Raw genomic sequence first — 15,328 nt, 5'->3', positions numbered from 1 at the left:
CATATACGTTACATTTGTCAATCCATTGAAATACACAAATTTAATCTCTCATTTTCGTTATTTTTCCAAGATTGCTTCTTTTTCAAATAAATGGTATATTTTTAATATATGTTTATAAAATGTTAATTTCATAACAATATGAAATAAAAAACACACGTTCTGGTATTGTTTCACCCAAAACGCGTGTTAAATCACAGTATTCATTTCACAATTATACAAATTCTGATCCTATATTTCGGCATTCAGACATTCTTCTACGTAACTCAGTACCTTTGGACAATCGTCATCCAGCAAAATATTATGGCCGGAATGTTCTACCTTTTCCAGCAGGCGAAGTGATGTAATTTCCTTTGCTGCATTTTCAATCGCTTCCGGATCTACCACCGGATCATTTGCACTGTAAATAATCCAGACCGGAGATTGAATATTTGAAAGTTCTTTCCCACAAACATTACATATTTTTACTAATTCACCAATCGAGCGCAGATACATATACTCGTATACAAAAGCACTCGCAGTAAGTTCCGGAGTAAGCATGCTTTGCTGTATCAAAGGTATTTTCTCTGTTCCGGCAGTACTATAATCCATCGTATGAAATTCCTTGTTTCTTAGGCCAAATCCCGGTACCAGCAACAGTACTTTTCCGATCTTGCCACAATCTGCATAGTGGCCTGCCAGATAGGCCCCCAGTCCTCCTCCCATAGAGACGCCAAAAATATGTACTTTTTCATATTTTTGCACAAGGTTTTCAAAAACAGTACAAACATCCTCAACCCACTGTTTACTGGTAACCTCCAACATATCCTGATATTTGGTACCATGTCCAGATAAAAGTGGTGCATAGACATCATATCCGGCAGACAAAATCTGATCCACATACGGTCGAAATGTAGCAGGGCTTGCACAGAAGCCATGGATACAGAGAAATACTTCTGTATTCCCATGTTGTTCCTTAATAGGTTCACATTCAGGAATCGAATACTTTACCATGATTATTACATCCTTTCTCATTCTTTTTTCAAATCAAGCCTTTATCCTATTTTATGCATTACATATGTATCGCACCAATAACATTTGTAACTTCATCTCTATTATATTGCCATCATTTGTATATGTCAACAAATTACTTTTGAAGATGTCAGACACTTTTTCCTTAGGGCAATTGAAACACAACAAGAAATGATGCTAGATCTCACCTCCGAATTACTCAAAAAGATATCAAAGTGTTTCATTCATACTTCCAGTCCGATATCCCAGAAGATCCAATGTCACATAAGAAAACCCGAGGGATTGAAATTTCTTATATATCTCTTTACGAATATCAGGCTGCAGAATCTTTTCAAATTCAATCGGAAGAATCTCGATACGTGCTATGTTGCCGTGAATACGTACCCTTACCTGGTGAAATTCCTTATCTAAAAGAAGCTGCTCTGCCTGATCCACCATAGATAATTTTTCTTTGGAAATGGTTTCTCCATAGACAAATCTGGAGGACAGACATGCAAAAGACTGTTTGTCCCATGTAGGCAATCCAAGTTCTTTTGATAACACACGGATATCCTGCTTATTCATTCCACATGCTCTAAGCGGGCTTTTGATTCCAAGCTCAGCAACTGCCTGAAGACCTGGACGATAGTCTCCATTGTCATCCAGATTTGAGCCTTCCACAATAGCTTCCAAATTTTCTTTTTCTGCAATTTGCCCGATTTTTTCGAACAGCTCTCTTTTACACAGATAACAACGATTTTTTGGATTCTGGCAGAAACCTTCTATCTGCAATTCTTCTGATTCCACCACGATATGGCGGATACCTTCTTTTCTGCAAAATGCCTTTGCTTCTTCCAGTTCTCTTTTCGGAAAAGAACAGGACATTGCTGTCACGGCGATGCATTTGTCCCCCAATTCTTCAAAAGCTATTTTCAGTAGAAAGGTGGAATCCACACCACTCGAAAAAGCAACCGCCACACTTCCGAGTTCACGAACATATTTCCTCAAAATTCTTATTTTCTCATACTGTCGCTCTGACGGAGACGGGATATCCATAAAACCAGTATCTTTCATCATTCATTCCACTCCCATTCTATATTTTTTATCGTCTGCCATAATCATTCAGAAATTATATTCTAAGAATAGTATAACATTTAATTTATAAAGAAAACCAATATAAAAAAGCAGCTGCCTGTTATAGGCAAAAGCTATTACAAGCCCGGAACTTCATCGTTCACTCCTGTAAAATCAACGAACCTGCCGGGATGTGGTTATCAACCATTAGAAGATGGAGCTTTTCTTCTCCTTCTTCCTCATGGATTACTGATAATAGCATACCACAAGATTCAATACCCATCATTGCTCTTGGCGGCAGGTTTGTGATCGCGATCAGCGTCTTTCCAACCAGTTCTTCCGGCTCGTAGTATACTTGAATACCGCTTAAGATCGTGCGGTCTTCGCCTGTTCCGTCATCCAGTGTGAACGGAAGAAGCTTCTTGCTCTTTGGAATCGCCACACACTCTTTTCCCTTTACAGCTCTGAAGTCAGGCTACTGGTGCAGCAGTCGGAGCTGCTGCCTGAGCCGCATTATTGGCCTCGTTCTTTGCAGCACCCTGTGTCTTCATTGGCGGGAGCATAGTGAATATTGCAAAGTATAATAAAAGTAGATTTTTCCCCTAAGAAAGCCCTCCTGTCAGTTTGTACCTGACAGAAGGGACTGTTGTAAAGGTGATAAGCACACTTATATGAATTTATTTCGCTCTTTTCTTCTTGCCGTAAACAGTTGTTCCGATTACGCCTGCTCCGCTCACAAAGAGAAGTGCAATCCACAATGCCATATGGCTGTTATCTCCCGTCTGAGGAGTCTCCGTATCGTTGTTCAGCGTATCGCTATTGGCTGCCTGTTTCGCCTGAACGGACAGCACAGCAGAATCGGAGGTGACGCTGTATCCGAGCTGATCTGTTATCACGCAGCGCACGGTCAGTCCGTTCTGTTCAAGCTGAACCGATTCGATGCTATAGGTATCCTTATCAGCACCCGGGATGTCCGTCCATTGATCAGTACCGGTCATACTCTGCCAACGGTAGCTGTATGGCTTTTCGCCTCCAACCGCCGCCACGGAGAATATTGCATTCTTACCCTCGGTCGCAGTGATGCTTGCGGGTTGTTCGACAATGCAAAGCTGTACGGAAAGCAGAAAGCAACAGATGCACATTGTTATCTAACTCTTCAAAGTCTTCATAATCCGCATTGCCCACATACAAATCCAATTCCGGCAGAGCCCTGCCGTTCGACAGCGTCTGCAGAGGAATATCCACGGAATAACCAAAGTCATCGCCCAAAGGGTTGCGGAACGTATGGCTGTACAGAGTTTCGTCATTATACGAGGCGGTCAGAATCGGCGTAATGTCCGAATATTTATTTCTGCTTCGATTTCGAACGGTTATGTGCACATAGTCCTCACCGCTGCGTCGGAGAAGCTGTGCGCTGAGCATCAGGTCGTGAGCATCTGTGTCAATTTCCTTGACTGCCTCGCTTCCGAGGCGCTCTGTAAGCGCGCTTTGCGCCGTGCTTACGGGCTGAGGCTCGCCGATAAGAAGAAGCTCCTCTTCTGTTTGTATGCTGCTGAGAGCAGACTCTCCCGTAACAGAAACGATCCGAGCAACGAGTGTTTTTCCGCCCTTCCAATCGGCAGGTATCTGTATCTTGGTTTGATAGCTGTGGGTATCGCCCGGCATCAGCAGGTCGGTGCGAACGCCGCGTTCTGTGCTGTCTGCGGCGGTGGAAGTGGTGATGATCCAGCTGTCATGATTCAGCGTGTCGTACATACCACTGATCCGGCGCAGGGCATCTATAATCATCCCAATCCTCTTTTTATATTATGAACTACATCTTAATTCCACAGTATTCCCAGGTCAATGTATCGAGCAGAAGAAATTCTTCTGTTCCAATCGGTTTTCCATCTCTGTAAGTCGAAAACACATCTGTACTGATCAGATTTCCCTCTCTCGCAATCTCGTCCATAGGCGTATGTCCCACTACCTGCAGCAACTTACGTGGCTTATATAATCTCATTTTTGAATGCTGTGGTCTCAGCCAGATCGGTGATGCATCATTCCACATCTCCATTCTTCCAAGCTGATTGATTGCCTCTAACACAGCATCAACATCATTATATTTTGCACGTGGGACGTACTCCTCTACGAAAAAATTCAACACTCCTCCATGAGAAAAAAGAACATTATCAATTCTCTGGACGTATTTAATCGGATTGTCCTCCGGAACAGCTTCCCTTAAGTCCAACAATTTTCTTTGTACGGTCATGGAAGCCATAGAACTGTATCCACTTTCCAGACAATGCCACAGGTAACTCAAATCGTGATTTCCATAGCACCAGGCTGTATCCGGAAATGCTTTTGCAAACCGGATAGCCTCATCGTAGGTTTCCTCATAGAGCGCAATATCATATTGCTTATCCCAATCATCAGGGATATCCATCAGACAAACAGCTCTATCCGCAATTTTCTGACGCATAAGAGCTGCCGCCTGTTTAAACATCTGTGGTTTAAGATGAACATCAGAAATTACTAATACCTTCATATCATCATAACCTCATCTAATATTTTGCCGGAAACAGCTCCTAACCCCCTTCCCTTGAATTGCGCTTGGTGCGAATCTCCGGCTTTTTGTTCTTGTCTAACACAAATACCATATCAGAAGTCCGCTCAATGTATCCGATATCCTTCTTCCAACTGATACCGCATTTGCAATGTCTTAATCCAATAAACTGCTGTTTCATAGCGCCGCCACAGACAGGACATCGTTTTGCTTTCGATCTCATCGCCTCTTTTTAGTAGAGCTTTGCGCCTGCAGGAATCTCATCACTTACCATAATCAGGTTGAGCTTCTCTTCGCCATTTATCTGATGTACAGCTGATCTGTCTGTACCGGTACAATCATCAAGAACAAAATGCAGAAACTTCTTACTCTTCTTAACAGCACTGTACTCTTTTACCTTCACAACACGAAAATCAGACTTGCTAAATGTATCAAAATCAACATACTCATCGAAAAGAGGCTCAATCTCTACAGCAGGTGCTGCAGCTTCTGCTACCTCCTCAACAACTTCCTCTGTAACTACATTTTCATTAAAATCACACATGGTAGGGATCTTCTTTCTCACTATATTCTATCACAAATGAACTGTTTCCTCGATGATTATATAAACCGTTTTGTAACTTCCAACAGTTTGATTATCCATTACATTCTTTTATCCTGCGATAAATCCGCAGATATTTCTAATCTCTCTCTGAAGTAATGCATCTTGGCTTCGCAGGGCATATCTTTATATTCCGGATCCTTGAATAACATGTTACAATCATTTTTTTCTATTCGTATTTCTTGATGGTAGAGCTTCTTAATTGGAGCCGCCTGATGCCGAATCTCTTCCATCGCAAAAAAAAGGCCTGTGGGCATCTCTGATATCACTCCATGATATCCTGATGCTCCACAGGTCATCTATGATCTGTCTTTCTTATATCTGTCTTTCTTATATCTGTCTTTCTTATCCAATTACATCGACATTCATCTTAGTACAGCTTTGCACCTGCCGGGATGTGGTTATCAACCATCAGAAGATGGAGTTTTTCTTCTCCTTCTTCCTCATGGATTGCTGATAATAACATACCACAAGATTCAATACCCATCATTGCTCTTGGCGGCAGGTTTGTGATCGCGATCAGCGTCTTTCCAACCAGTTCTTCCGGCTCGTAGTATGCGTGAATACCGCTTAAGATCGTGCGGTCTTCGCCTGTTCCGTCATCCAGTGTAAACTGAAGAAGCTTCTTGCTCTTTGGAACTGCCACACACTCTTTTACCTTTACAGCTCTGAAGTCAGACTTGCTGAATGTTTCAAAATCTACTGCTTCTTCAAACAGTGGCTCGATCTGAACTTTGCTGAAATCAATTACTTCCTCTGCTACTGGTGCAGCAGTCGGAGCTGCTGCCTGAGCCGCATTATTGGCCTCGTTCTTTGCAGCACCCTGTGTCTTCATCGTCGGGACGATTTAGGACATCGTTTCAATTCTTGCTATAACCCAACATAGTTCAAAATAAGTCGCAAATCAGATTTTTTCAAAATCCTACTTTACTTTATTTTCGATTAGTTTCGTGGGGGCTTTGTGTAAAAATTGATGTAAATGATGTAAATGCTCTAATCCGCCAACTATGAAGTCCGTATCATTATAATCTGTTAAACTGATACCTTATTATACTCATTTTTGAAGTAGGAGTCAAGACCTTCAAACTCGGACTTCCTCAGCTCCTTAGTTACATCGGTATAGATGTTAAGCGTAGTTGAAATATCCTTATGACCGAGCGTGTCCTGAATGACCTTAACATTTACCCCCGCTTCGCACATTCTTGTTGTGAAAGTGTGCCTTAAAGAATGACAGCTAAAATGTGGGAGCAATACTTCTGCGTTTTCATCTTTCAATAACTGCTCGTCGTTGCAGTCACGAATAATGCGGCGGATTGCTTTGTTCAGGGTTGCCTGATGTTGCGGCTGACCAAAACGGTTGATGAAGATAAAATCGGTATATCCATCGACAGTCGCTTCGCAGTGAAGGTCGAGCAGTTCCTGCCTTTCCTTTTCCATTAAGAATGCTTCTTTGACGAAACCGAGCATAGGCACTTTTCTTCTTCCTGCCGGAGTTTTTGTCGTATTAACATTGAAGTAACAGCCACGCTTACTGCCCTCGGTACGGTGGTCATAGTAAACCAGCGTGTGGTTCACATCAATGATACCTTCTTCCAAATCAATATCGCACCATCTTAACCCTGTAACCTCTCCAACACGAAGCCCCGTACCAATCATAACTGCAAACACCGGATACCAATACTTTGATGTCGGAGAGTTTTTCAGATAGTCAAGAAACAACTCTTGCTCCGGCTTTGTTAAGGCTCTACGCTTCTCGGTCTGAAAACAATGGGACTGTTTCAACTCTTTAAGCACATTGTTTGACGGGTTATTCCTGATGTAGTCATCATCGACCGCCATATCCAAAATCTGATGGAGAACCGTATGAATATTATCAATGGTTGCCGGCTTCAGATGGCGTTCGTCTGCAAGGTAATTATAGAACCTCTTTATATCTGTTTTTCTCAGAGAAGATACAGTCTTTGAGCCTATCTGATGACGGACAAAGGTCTCATACATATACTTGTAGTTTTCAAAGGTGTTGTTTTTCAGTCCTCGCTTCAAATCCTTCCAAAGCTCATATATGTCATTGACCGTTGTGTAACGAGCTTCTGCCTTAATGCCATCGCTCTTGTCTTTTGCGATTTGTTCCTCTTTGTATCGCAGTTCATCAAGTGTCTTGGCATACACATAACGCCTTTTGTGGTTGGCGTCCGTCCAACTGAAATGGTATGTACCATCGGCTCTCTGTGATTCGCCTGTACGAAGCACTACTCTTGATTTGTCTTTTCTTTTTGTTCTTGGCATAATTTTTCCTCCCTTAAATGCGAAATTGCTTATCAAGATAATCAATAAATTTGTCTCGGATTACACAGACCTGAACACCGTTAGTGACAGCAAAGGGACAATCACCCTTCATTATGATTTGCCTGATTTTTGTCCTACCTATACCGGTGTACTCGGCTGCTTCCTCAACAGTTAGAACATTCTTCTCCCAAAAGGGAGCTTTTTCTTTACGCTTTTCGAGTAAGGCTCTGTAAGCTAAAACACCGTTGTCCATAAGCCCTCCTTCCTATATTGAGTACATTTTCTCAATGTACTCATCAAAAACTCGTCTCTTAATCATTCGTCTGTTTCCTACCCACAGCACGAACGGACATTTTTCTTGGCTTGTCATCTCATAAAGTTTGTCTCTGCCTATGCCTGTGTAAGCGGTCGCTTCATCAATCGTAAGGTAAGGCTTAACCCAAACCGGCACGGTTTCCACCCGATTGCCTGAATTATTCAATTCAGTCTGCTTATTTCCCATAACACCACCTCCGTCAGAGGGAATACTGCGATGACAGGTATTCCTCAAATTGTTTTCTTTTAATCAATCGCTTTGCTCCGTTCCAAAGAACGAAAGGACAATCTTCGCTATTCGATAGTTCTTTTATCTTTGATGTGCCAATGCCCGAATATTCCGAAGCTTCTTCAACCGTAAGATTCATTTTCTTCCAAATTGGGACACTCGGCATATTGGATTTAAGCTGTTTGTCAGACATACGCTGCAACCTCCTTCCTTTGGTGATTACAGCATACTCAAAAGTCTGCGGTAAGCCAATTATGCGAATCGGCTCATCGCAGACTTGACTTTTTTCTTAAATCGAGTATTGCCTTTCGATATATTCGTCAAAGACTTTCCTTTTAATCATTCTTCTGCTACCAATCCAAAGAACAAAAGGACAATCCTGACTTTCCGTCATTTCATAGAGTTTTCCCATTCCAATACCGGAATAAGCTGCCGCCTCCTCAATAGACAGGTTTGGTTTACACCAAAGAGGAATATCGTAACGCTTCTTCTTTTCACTGCTATTTGACATTCCTGCACCCCTTTCCTTTGACCGAGGTGCGTTTGTCATAAACGATATAATCCCAACCGCTGTTATTACACTTATCGCAGTTGTCTTTGCTTTTAGCAAAAGGGTCAAGACGCCTGACAATATAATTTGGGTCGTGGATATAGTCGCTCAGGCACTTGGGACATAAGCAGCGAACATCTCCGTTTCTGTCTGTGTTGTAAATCCATAAACCGAAAGTCTTTTTAAGAGCTGCGTTAATTTGCTTCCAAAGCCTTTCGTCGTTTACCGAACCAATGTAGTCTGTCAGTTCGTCCTTATTGACGGTCTGTATCTGTTCAAGAAGAACCATCGACGGTTTCTTCAGACCGAAGTCCTCCCCCAAAATGATGTGTGAAGGAAGATACTTCTTTTTCATCACAGCCGTAACAGCCGCAACAATAATTGTCGGAGCATTGGCATTAAAATTGTCTGCCTGAATTACCATTACAGGTCTCTCTCCCGACTGGACAGACCCCTCTCTTTTTCCAAAATCGTAGTAGAATAAATCTCCACGCTGAATTTCTTTTCTCTGCATATATGTATAACCTCTCTATTCATTTAGTGTTGAAAGTGCATTTCGTATCCGGATTTGAAATAACCCCTTCACTCATTTGGACAAAGGGGGTCAAAATGCACACCCAAAATCAGAGGTTTTCATAAAATTTCTTGAAATTTTTTCTTGCGGCAGCAATCGACTTATCTACAACGCTGTAATATACGCCTTCTTCCTTTGCGATTTTTCTTGAACTCATACCTAATAAAATCGCTTTAATCAGTCTTTCTCTCTGAACAGGTTTCAGCATTTCCAATACCTTTCTGACTTTCGCAATTTCTAACTGGCGGAGCTGTTCCTTTTCTTCCTCAATCCGTTCTTCCTCCGCTTGCTCAAACGGGTCAACAAACGGAGTAATCAGTTCCCGGTGGAATTGTTCAGAGATGTCATCTTCATACCCATACACATCGATTGTTCTTTTTGCTCGCTTTTCGTACTTATCGTTGTTTCTGTATGACTCGTCAATCACTTCGCCCTGAGCCATAGAAAGCAGAATGAACGGAGTGTACCGACGGATAACATCAGGGTATTTAACCCACAATTCTTCTTCCGCCAGTTCTGTTACAATCGCCCATTTCTCCGTGCCGGTGTAACCGTGGTATTCATACCGCAGATTGATGAGTTTGCAGTCGTTCGCAAATAATAATTCCTGTTGTTCTAATGTAAGTTTTGTCATTGTCGTAATCTCCTTAAATTTGAATTTTTGAATTTGGTTGAAATCAAAAATTCGGAGATTACGGATACTCGGCGATATATGCCAGCCACTTATATGTCACGGTCTTGCTCCTTTCGGGAGCGACAAAAAAGCCGGACACCAAGAACATTAGGATATTTCTATCCCTTAATTCTCAGCGTCCGGCAATTTGATGACTCAGGAGCTTTCGCTCAAGGACTCGTGGCTCGGTACATCTGCCCGATATTTAATTGTTCGCTCTGTTATTACTTCTTGTTAATCTGTACTTGACCGTTCCCTTGCGTAGGGATAGGTCAACCTCTACTACTCTGTGGCAGTTCGGACATTTCAGTTCAATCACGCCTGTTGTCATTGTTACCTTGTCAAAAATACGCCAGCCACAGTTTTTGCACCTTACGATTATCTTTTGTTCCAATGTTTTCACGGCTCGTTCACCTCCGGGTAAACAGATACCAAATCAAAAGGATTATCAAGATATTCCTTTTTCAAAAGTCCGAGCTGTTTCATTCGTATGGCAAGAGCCTTTTTGGAACACCCCAAAAAATCGGCAAGTGCGTCAAACCTTTTATATACGCCCGGAAAGTATATCTTATTCAGACACTCAATCTTTTCTCCGAGACTGAACAGATACATTCCCTGCTTTATAAGGTTTTCGGGAAGAAGGATAGCTGCTCCAAGCGTATTTGCCTGCCATTCCTCCCAATCGGATATAGGCTTATTCCTCTCGGAATTTGCCTTGTAATAATGTACTCCGGCAGATTTCTGTGTCACGCCGTAATCATTGGGGAACAACATCTTAAATATCTGATGGCTGCCCTCGTGCATTAAGGTGAAATTCTTTCTGCCTTTCAGCTTGCTGTCAAAGTTCAAGTCCTTTTCCACAAGAACGGTTTTCCCGTCCAAAAAGAAAAAGGCTTCGTTATCATCATCTTCAAATACCTGAACACCCATTTCCGTAAATGAGGTCATTCCGAGAATGCTACCGTCATAGGATAGGTGCTGGTATTCGACATTCAAACCGAGAACCTTCTCCAAGAGAAGCTCCGGGTCAATTCTGTATATTTGTGTGTTACGGACATCGGGAAGTGCCATATATGCCTGAACATATTTGTCGGCAATCGCTTCGATGTCAAATCTCGATAAATGTTTCAAGTTACAAAACCTCCTACCATCAGGATTTTGCTTCTACAAACCACTTTCCGTTTTCTTCGTCGAACAGAAATGTGGGCTTGCCGCAAATCTGTACCGTGTAGCGGATACCGGTTCCTCCGACTTTGGTGGAAGCTGCACGGCATTTCTGAATTACACGGTCTATCTCATATTTTTCATCATTCTCAAACTTGATGAAATTCGGACGAGCCGTCCCATCAGGTCTGTGTGTTACATTTACTTCAACATAAACTTTTCTTCTATCGGATTCCATTTTTATACCTCGTAATTTCTCAAAGTCAAAACTAATCTTCCCAAGTGCTTGTATCCGTCGATGTTCTTATCCGACACCCTGTACTTGGGTCGGTCATCTCCGGCAGTATTGATGTAACAGGAAAGCCTTCCTTTCTTAAAGCGTTTTTTTCGGTCAAAGAACAGGAACATTCCCTCATATATACCGTAGTCGGTAAAATGGTTTCCGCCGTCCGCACGGAAGATAACAATATCTTCGCTGCACCCCTGCAAAAAGCAGTCGGGCATCGTAACATAAGCCGTAACCTCTTTTTCGTCAATCACAATAAGCCCTCCTTAACCGACCATACCTGTCGGCATAGTGATTTCAGCTTTTTTCGGTGGTAGCCGCAGGTTCTGACACAGAACCCCATTCCTTATGCTGTCCTTTCCGAAACGCCGTCTGATTTCTTCAACACACTTTTCCATTCGCTCCAATTTGTCCTGCTTTGCGGCGTCCATAAACATATCTATTTGACGGGGCGTGTCTTGTGGAATAAGATTTATGGCTTGTACTGTCACAGAACGGATAGGGTTGTTCCACCCATATCTTTTTTCAAACAACTGAAAAGCGGTCTTTGCAATAATCATCGGAGACTGTGTAGGAAGTGCAATCTTCGTCTGCCATTGCCTTGTATTGAGTGTGTTGTCTCTAATATGTATTGCGACACCTTCTGCACTTAGTCCGTGAACACGGAGCTTGTGTCCGATGTCTTGGGTTAATTCGAGAAACACGGGCCACACCTGCTCGTTTTCTTCCAAATCTGCTACTGTGGTAATTCCGTGTCCTACACTCTTTATTGGCGAAACAAAGTCTGCATTATGGACAAGGGAGTGGTCATTACCGTTTGCATACTGCCATAGAGCAATACCGTTTTTTCCGAGCCGCCTTTTCAAGAAGTCGGGATTGGTATTTGCCAAATCTCCAATGGTTCGTATGCAGTAGCTATCTAATACACGCTGCGTTGCTCGACCTACACCGAGCAAGTCCGCTGCGGGGAGTCCCCATATCTTATCTCTAAAGGTGTCTTTCTCAATTACTGTAATAGCATCAGGCTTTTTCATATCTGAGCCTAACTTAGCGAAGATCTTATTAAAAGATACACCGACAGAGATAGTCAAGCCAAGTTCAAACTTGATTATTTCTTTAATCTTGTTTGCAACCCTTTCAGGAGAGCCGTATAGCTTTTCTGTGCCGCTTATATCAAGCCAACACTCATCCATACCATACGGTTCTACTTGGTCTGTGAAGCGGCTGTATACGCTTCTTGCAAGTTTTGAATATTTTATATATTCTTCATAATGAGGTGGAACGATTACCAAGTCTTTGCATTTCTGCTTTGCTTGCCATACGGCATCGCCCGTTGCAACACCAAAGGCTTTAGCCGCATAATTTTTTGCAAGTACAATTCCGTGTCGTTCCTCTACCGAGCCACATACTGCTACGGGATATTTCTTCAAAGTAGGATCAAGCATACACTCAACGCTTGCATAAAAGTTGTTCATATCACAATGCAGTATAGAACGGCTCAATTTTTTTCACCTCAATTCTTGAATTTTTTGCAAAACCCCTTGACGAACTCTAATTCGTGGTGTATTATATAAGCACGAACTTAAATTCGTGTTGTGGGTAAATTATAGCACGAACATAAATTCGTGTCAATAGGTTTTCACGAATTAAAGTTCGTGTTCAAGAAAATGTTAAAAATATAGCCGAAGGGGTATGATTATGAAATTCAATGAAAGACTGAAGAAGTTTAGAGAAGATAAAAGTCTTACTCAGGTGCAGCTTTCTGATCTTACCGGAATTTCTGCTCGTATGATTCAAAAATACGAAGCAGGTACAGCTCGCCCTCGTTTAGATGCTGCGGAGAAGATTGCAAAAGCTCTCAATATTACAACCGATGAATTGCTCGGAAATGCTGATATGCTCGTTGCTCAAGCTGCCGAAAAGTACGGCGCAAGAGGTGCGAAGCAAGCCAAGCAACTGACCGAAGAAGTGACCGGACTGTTTGCAGGTGGCGATATGGCAGAAGAAGATATGGACTTAATGATGAAAGCCATTCAGGATGCCTATTGGATTGCAAAGCAGAATAACAAGAAATTCACTCCTAAAAAACACCGTCCTGAATAAGTCCGTTTTTTGGGACATTACTTATGTTAGACTTATAATATTGATGTTGTCAATATTACTTTACACTTTTTTCTCAAGGATATTCGACCTATGCTGCCTCCTGCAATGAAGCATAGTATTGCTGTCTCTTAATCATAGGAGGTAAACCTCCATTAGCAGAACAGATTCTCCTATTGTTCCAATAACTGATGAAGTATCTCCAGATAAGTGTTTTTAATTGTTCTACTGTCATTGTAGTAGTGTTGTAGCGTCCATAGAATAATTCCTCTTTAAATCTTGCCCACATGCTTTCGCATCTGGCATTGTCATGACATCGGCCTCCTGCACTGTTCATGCTTTGCAGAATGCCATATTTATTGATTGCTTTACGGTATAATTCGCTTGTGTACTGTGTTCCTCTGTCGCTGTGAAGGATTGCACCACGAAGTGCCGGATATGCTTTAGCAGCATTTTCAAGTGTCTGCTCGCATAGGGTTGCTTTCATGTTTGTATCCATGGCTAACCCCAATACTGCTAGATCATAACAGTCAAAGATGGCAGAAACATAGAGTTTTCCATCAGCGGCTTTTATTTCTGTCATATCAGTTACACATTTTTCAAGCGGTTTTTCTGCTGTAAAGTCGCGTTTTATTAAATCATCTGATTTACGGGCTTTTTTGTCCGCTTTGGTAATGCCGTTTGGCTTGCGTTTTGGTTTATGATTAAGACCAATTTCTTCCATGACACGATAAACAGTTCTCTCGCTTGGAATATGAACTCCATCGGGCTGTTTAAGCTGTAATGCCTGATACATACGGATTCTTCCATAAGTATCATTGCATTCATCTTCGTTGCAGATATCCAGCATAGCATCTGCTAGTGACTGATATTTCCATTGGGCAGCCTTTGTTTTCAGATAATTATTGAATGCCTGCCTGGAAACTTTGAGTGCCTTACAATAGAAAGAAATTTTGCCCTTAATCCTGCCGTCATCCGTTTTGAGTGCAATAAACATTAGTCTCTGTTTTTTGCAGACTTCCGACGGCTGGCTGCGAAAAAAGCACTAGCTTCTTCAAGAAACTCGTTTTCTTCCTTTAAACGACGAATTTCTTTATCCTGTTCCTTAACACGCTTTCTAAGCTCGATAAGTTCATCGTTAAGGGATAATGCTGCCTTAGGTGAATGGACAGCTTCATTTGCGCTGAGTCGCCCTTCTTTGAAGGCTTTTATCCAACAGTAAATAGTTCCATCAGGAACACCTAATTCTTTCGCTGCTTTATGCCCACCTATTTCCTGAGCAAGCTTTACAGCCTGTGCTTTAAATTCGTTGTCATAAGATTTTTGTGTACGTTTTGCTGACATAATAATTCACTCCTTATTCTCTACTGATTATATATCAAAATCCTTGAGAATAGGGTGTCAACTTAATTTATACAACATCATATAAAGGTGTATGAAAGGGGTGAGAACCAATGTATGTTTGCACTTCCGAGATTGTCAAAAAGGCAAATAAGATAGTTGACCTTTGCGGTACTCGTGATCCTCATAGGATTGCAAGAGAACTCGGCGTTGAAATCTTATATTATCCTTTTAACCGACAACGTGGAGCGTATAAGGTCATAATGCGAAACCGCTTTATGTTCATCAAAGATAATCTGCATCCGGTGATGGAGAAGATTGTTCTCTTACACGAACTCGGACACGATTCGTTGCATAGAGAAGAAGCCACCCAAGTCGGCGGCTTCAAGGAATTTAATATTTTCGATATGCGGGATAACAGAATGGAGTTTGAAGCAAATGTCTTTGCTTCTCAAATAGCTCTACCTGACGATGACTGATTATTCCGGGTCTCCGGCCCACCCATGCCGCAGTTTAGCGCAGTCAGACCGCGCATCAGCCCATTTGATACAATCCGCGTTTCGGCACATGCCGATCGCAGATCAGTCCATTTATTAACTCTTA

The 15,328-nt window shown here is 42.0% G+C and carries 23 protein-coding genes and 2 pseudogenes; 2 read left to right on the top strand and 23 right to left on the bottom strand.

Annotation, left to right across the window (positions count from 1 at the left end; genetic code table 11):
- Window positions 1-228: 228 nt before the first annotated feature.
- The 21 genes and pseudogenes from JQM82_RS10465 to JQM82_RS10365 form a co-directional block, all read right to left on the bottom strand.
- A complete protein-coding gene (locus JQM82_RS10465; RefSeq protein WP_235250266.1) occupies window positions 229-990 on the bottom strand; it encodes an alpha/beta hydrolase in 762 nt (253 codons plus the stop codon).
- A 228-nt stretch (window positions 991-1,218) separates the two neighbouring features.
- Window positions 1,219-2,064, bottom strand: coding sequence for an ATP-dependent sacrificial sulfur transferase LarE (gene larE, locus JQM82_RS10460; protein ID WP_331472872.1), 846 nt, complete (start codon window positions 2,062-2,064; stop codon window positions 1,219-1,221).
- 157 nt (window positions 2,065-2,221) lie between these two features.
- Window positions 2,222-2,533 (bottom strand): annotated as a pseudogene (locus JQM82_RS10455) (lysine--tRNA ligase); the annotation flags it as partial.
- Window positions 2,534-2,738: 205 nt separating this feature from the next.
- Window positions 2,739-3,107: a sortase B protein-sorting domain-containing protein gene (locus JQM82_RS10450; RefSeq protein ID WP_235250265.1), complete on the bottom strand. Its 369-nt coding sequence runs from the start codon at window positions 3,105-3,107 to the stop codon at window positions 2,739-2,741.
- 16 nt (window positions 3,108-3,123) lie between these two features.
- Window positions 3,124-3,849, bottom strand: coding sequence for a hypothetical protein (locus JQM82_RS10445; protein ID WP_235250264.1), 726 nt, complete (start codon window positions 3,847-3,849; stop codon window positions 3,124-3,126).
- Between the two features lie 25 nt (window positions 3,850-3,874).
- A complete protein-coding gene (locus JQM82_RS10440) occupies window positions 3,875-4,588 on the bottom strand; it encodes a metallophosphoesterase (protein ID WP_235250262.1) in 714 nt (237 codons plus the stop codon).
- 40 nt (window positions 4,589-4,628) lie between these two features.
- Entirely contained in the window at window positions 4,629-4,829 is a 201-nt protein-coding gene (locus JQM82_RS10435; protein ID WP_235250261.1) for a hypothetical protein, read from the bottom strand.
- Window positions 4,830-4,838: 9 nt separating this feature from the next.
- The gene (locus JQM82_RS10430; protein ID WP_235250260.1) at window positions 4,839-5,150 is read right to left on the bottom strand and encodes a methionyl-tRNA formyltransferase; all 312 of its coding nucleotides are present in this window, start codon (window positions 5,148-5,150) and stop codon (window positions 4,839-4,841) included.
- A 427-nt stretch (window positions 5,151-5,577) separates the two neighbouring features.
- Window positions 5,578-6,054: pseudogene (locus JQM82_RS10425) on the bottom strand (lysine--tRNA ligase); the annotation flags it as partial.
- A gap of 185 nt (window positions 6,055-6,239) precedes the next feature.
- Window positions 6,240-7,493 carry a site-specific integrase gene (locus tag JQM82_RS10420; RefSeq protein WP_022117667.1) on the bottom strand — a complete coding sequence of 418 codons (1,254 nt, stop codon included), beginning with the start codon at window positions 7,491-7,493 and terminating at the stop codon, window positions 6,240-6,242.
- Window positions 7,494-7,506: 13 nt separating this feature from the next.
- The gene (locus JQM82_RS10415; protein WP_014635876.1) at window positions 7,507-7,746 is read right to left on the bottom strand and encodes an excisionase; all 240 of its coding nucleotides are present in this window, start codon (window positions 7,744-7,746) and stop codon (window positions 7,507-7,509) included.
- A 12-nt stretch (window positions 7,747-7,758) separates the two neighbouring features.
- Window positions 7,759-7,995, bottom strand: coding sequence for an excisionase (locus JQM82_RS10410; RefSeq protein WP_235250259.1), 237 nt, complete (start codon window positions 7,993-7,995; stop codon window positions 7,759-7,761).
- Between the two features lie 13 nt (window positions 7,996-8,008).
- Complete coding sequence (locus tag JQM82_RS10405; protein WP_014635877.1) at window positions 8,009-8,230, bottom strand: excisionase; 222 nt, start codon at window positions 8,228-8,230, stop codon at window positions 8,009-8,011.
- Between the two features lie 96 nt (window positions 8,231-8,326).
- Window positions 8,327-8,548, bottom strand: a complete 222-nt coding sequence (locus tag JQM82_RS10400; protein ID WP_178182972.1) for an excisionase — start codon at window positions 8,546-8,548, stop codon at window positions 8,327-8,329.
- Window positions 8,538-9,101: a type II toxin-antitoxin system PemK/MazF family toxin gene (locus JQM82_RS10395; protein WP_142691880.1), complete on the bottom strand. Its 564-nt coding sequence runs from the start codon at window positions 9,099-9,101 to the stop codon at window positions 8,538-8,540. Before JQM82_RS10395 ends, JQM82_RS10400 begins: the two co-directional genes overlap by 11 nt.
- Window positions 9,102-9,210: 109 nt before the next feature.
- Window positions 9,211-9,795, bottom strand: a complete 585-nt coding sequence (locus tag JQM82_RS10390; protein WP_003525175.1) for a hypothetical protein — start codon at window positions 9,793-9,795, stop codon at window positions 9,211-9,213.
- A 244-nt stretch (window positions 9,796-10,039) separates the two neighbouring features.
- Window positions 10,040-10,237 (bottom strand): hypothetical protein, encoded by a 198-nt coding sequence (locus JQM82_RS10385; RefSeq protein ID WP_235250258.1) that lies wholly within the window; start codon window positions 10,235-10,237, stop codon window positions 10,040-10,042.
- On the bottom strand, window positions 10,234-10,965 hold the full coding sequence (locus tag JQM82_RS10380) for an ImmA/IrrE family metallo-endopeptidase (RefSeq protein ID WP_235250257.1): 732 nt from the start codon (window positions 10,963-10,965) through the stop codon (window positions 10,234-10,236). Before JQM82_RS10380 ends, JQM82_RS10385 begins: the two co-directional genes overlap by 4 nt.
- A gap of 19 nt (window positions 10,966-10,984) precedes the next feature.
- Complete coding sequence (locus JQM82_RS10375; RefSeq protein ID WP_014635881.1) at window positions 10,985-11,236, bottom strand: hypothetical protein; 252 nt, start codon at window positions 11,234-11,236, stop codon at window positions 10,985-10,987.
- Window positions 11,237-11,238: 2 nt separating this feature from the next.
- Window positions 11,239-11,538, bottom strand: coding sequence for a hypothetical protein (locus JQM82_RS10370; protein WP_024532701.1), 300 nt, complete (start codon window positions 11,536-11,538; stop codon window positions 11,239-11,241).
- Between the two features lie 12 nt (window positions 11,539-11,550).
- Complete coding sequence (locus tag JQM82_RS10365) at window positions 11,551-12,786, bottom strand: DNA polymerase Y family protein (protein ID WP_235250255.1); 1,236 nt, start codon at window positions 12,784-12,786, stop codon at window positions 11,551-11,553.
- Window positions 12,787-12,982: 196 nt separating this feature from the next.
- Here JQM82_RS10365 and JQM82_RS10360 point away from each other — a divergent pair, with 196 nt between their 5' ends.
- Window positions 12,983-13,387 carry a helix-turn-helix domain-containing protein gene (locus JQM82_RS10360; protein ID WP_117819509.1) on the top strand — a complete coding sequence of 135 codons (405 nt, stop codon included), beginning with the start codon at window positions 12,983-12,985 and terminating at the stop codon, window positions 13,385-13,387.
- A gap of 88 nt (window positions 13,388-13,475) precedes the next feature.
- Here JQM82_RS10360 and JQM82_RS10355 read toward each other — a convergent pair whose 3' ends face one another.
- Window positions 13,476-14,381, bottom strand: coding sequence for an IS3 family transposase (locus tag JQM82_RS10355; RefSeq protein WP_235250253.1), 906 nt, complete (start codon window positions 14,379-14,381; stop codon window positions 13,476-13,478).
- A complete protein-coding gene (locus JQM82_RS10350; RefSeq protein WP_235250250.1) occupies window positions 14,381-14,728 on the bottom strand; it encodes a transposase in 348 nt (115 codons plus the stop codon). The genes JQM82_RS10355 and JQM82_RS10350 overlap by 1 nt, the downstream gene beginning before the upstream one ends.
- Before the next feature lie 110 nt (window positions 14,729-14,838).
- Here JQM82_RS10350 and JQM82_RS10345 point away from each other — a divergent pair, with 110 nt between their 5' ends.
- On the top strand, window positions 14,839-15,204 hold the full coding sequence (locus JQM82_RS10345) for an ImmA/IrrE family metallo-endopeptidase (protein ID WP_235250248.1): 366 nt from the start codon (window positions 14,839-14,841) through the stop codon (window positions 15,202-15,204).
- The last annotated feature ends 124 nt before the right edge of the window (window positions 15,205-15,328 follow it).

Origin of the sequence: Faecalicatena contorta, assembly GCF_021531995.1 — a bacterium.
GTDB classification, from domain to species: domain Bacteria; phylum Bacillota; class Clostridia; order Lachnospirales; family Lachnospiraceae; genus Dorea_A; species Dorea_A contorta_A.
The sequence above is the reverse complement of the archived record's forward strand: the minus strand, read 5'-3'. Positions and strand labels throughout refer to the sequence as shown.

Bases quoted from the DNA above. Each gene is read 5' to 3' on its own strand.
- JQM82_RS10465 (WP_235250266.1), bottom strand. From the start codon at position 990: ATGGTAAAGTATTCGATTCCTGAATGTGAACCTATTAAGGAACAACAT.
- larE (WP_331472872.1), bottom strand. From the start codon at position 2,064: ATGATGAAAGATACTGGTTTTATGGATATCCCGTCTCCGTCAGAGCGA.
- JQM82_RS10445 (WP_235250264.1), bottom strand. From the start codon at position 3,849: ATGATTATAGATGCCCTGCGCCGGATCAGTGGTATGTACGACACGCTG.
- JQM82_RS10440 (WP_235250262.1), bottom strand. From the start codon at position 4,588: ATGAAGGTATTAGTAATTTCTGATGTTCATCTTAAACCACAGATGTTT.
- JQM82_RS10435 (WP_235250261.1), bottom strand. From the start codon at position 4,829: ATGAGATCGAAAGCAAAACGATGTCCTGTCTGTGGCGGCGCTATGAAA.
- JQM82_RS10430 (WP_235250260.1), bottom strand. From the start codon at position 5,150: ATGTGTGATTTTAATGAAAATGTAGTTACAGAGGAAGTTGTTGAGGAG.
- JQM82_RS10420 (WP_022117667.1), bottom strand. From the start codon at position 7,493: ATGCCAAGAACAAAAAGAAAAGACAAATCAAGAGTAGTGCTTCGTACA.
- JQM82_RS10415 (WP_014635876.1), bottom strand. From the start codon at position 7,746: ATGGACAACGGTGTTTTAGCTTACAGAGCCTTACTCGAAAAGCGTAAA.
- JQM82_RS10410 (WP_235250259.1), bottom strand. From the start codon at position 7,995: ATGGGAAATAAGCAGACTGAATTGAATAATTCAGGCAATCGGGTGGAA.
- JQM82_RS10405 (WP_014635877.1), bottom strand. From the start codon at position 8,230: ATGTCTGACAAACAGCTTAAATCCAATATGCCGAGTGTCCCAATTTGG.
- JQM82_RS10400 (WP_178182972.1), bottom strand. From the start codon at position 8,548: ATGTCAAATAGCAGTGAAAAGAAGAAGCGTTACGATATTCCTCTTTGG.
- JQM82_RS10395 (WP_142691880.1), bottom strand. From the start codon at position 9,101: ATGCAGAGAAAAGAAATTCAGCGTGGAGATTTATTCTACTACGATTTT.
- JQM82_RS10390 (WP_003525175.1), bottom strand. From the start codon at position 9,795: ATGACAAAACTTACATTAGAACAACAGGAATTATTATTTGCGAACGAC.
- JQM82_RS10375 (WP_014635881.1), bottom strand. From the start codon at position 11,236: ATGGAATCCGATAGAAGAAAAGTTTATGTTGAAGTAAATGTAACACAC.
- JQM82_RS10360 (WP_117819509.1), top strand. From the start codon at position 12,983: ATGAAATTCAATGAAAGACTGAAGAAGTTTAGAGAAGATAAAAGTCTT.
- JQM82_RS10355 (WP_235250253.1), bottom strand. From the start codon at position 14,381: ATGTTTATTGCACTCAAAACGGATGACGGCAGGATTAAGGGCAAAATT.
- JQM82_RS10350 (WP_235250250.1), bottom strand. From the start codon at position 14,728: ATGTCAGCAAAACGTACACAAAAATCTTATGACAACGAATTTAAAGCA.
- JQM82_RS10345 (WP_235250248.1), top strand. From the start codon at position 14,839: ATGTATGTTTGCACTTCCGAGATTGTCAAAAAGGCAAATAAGATAGTT.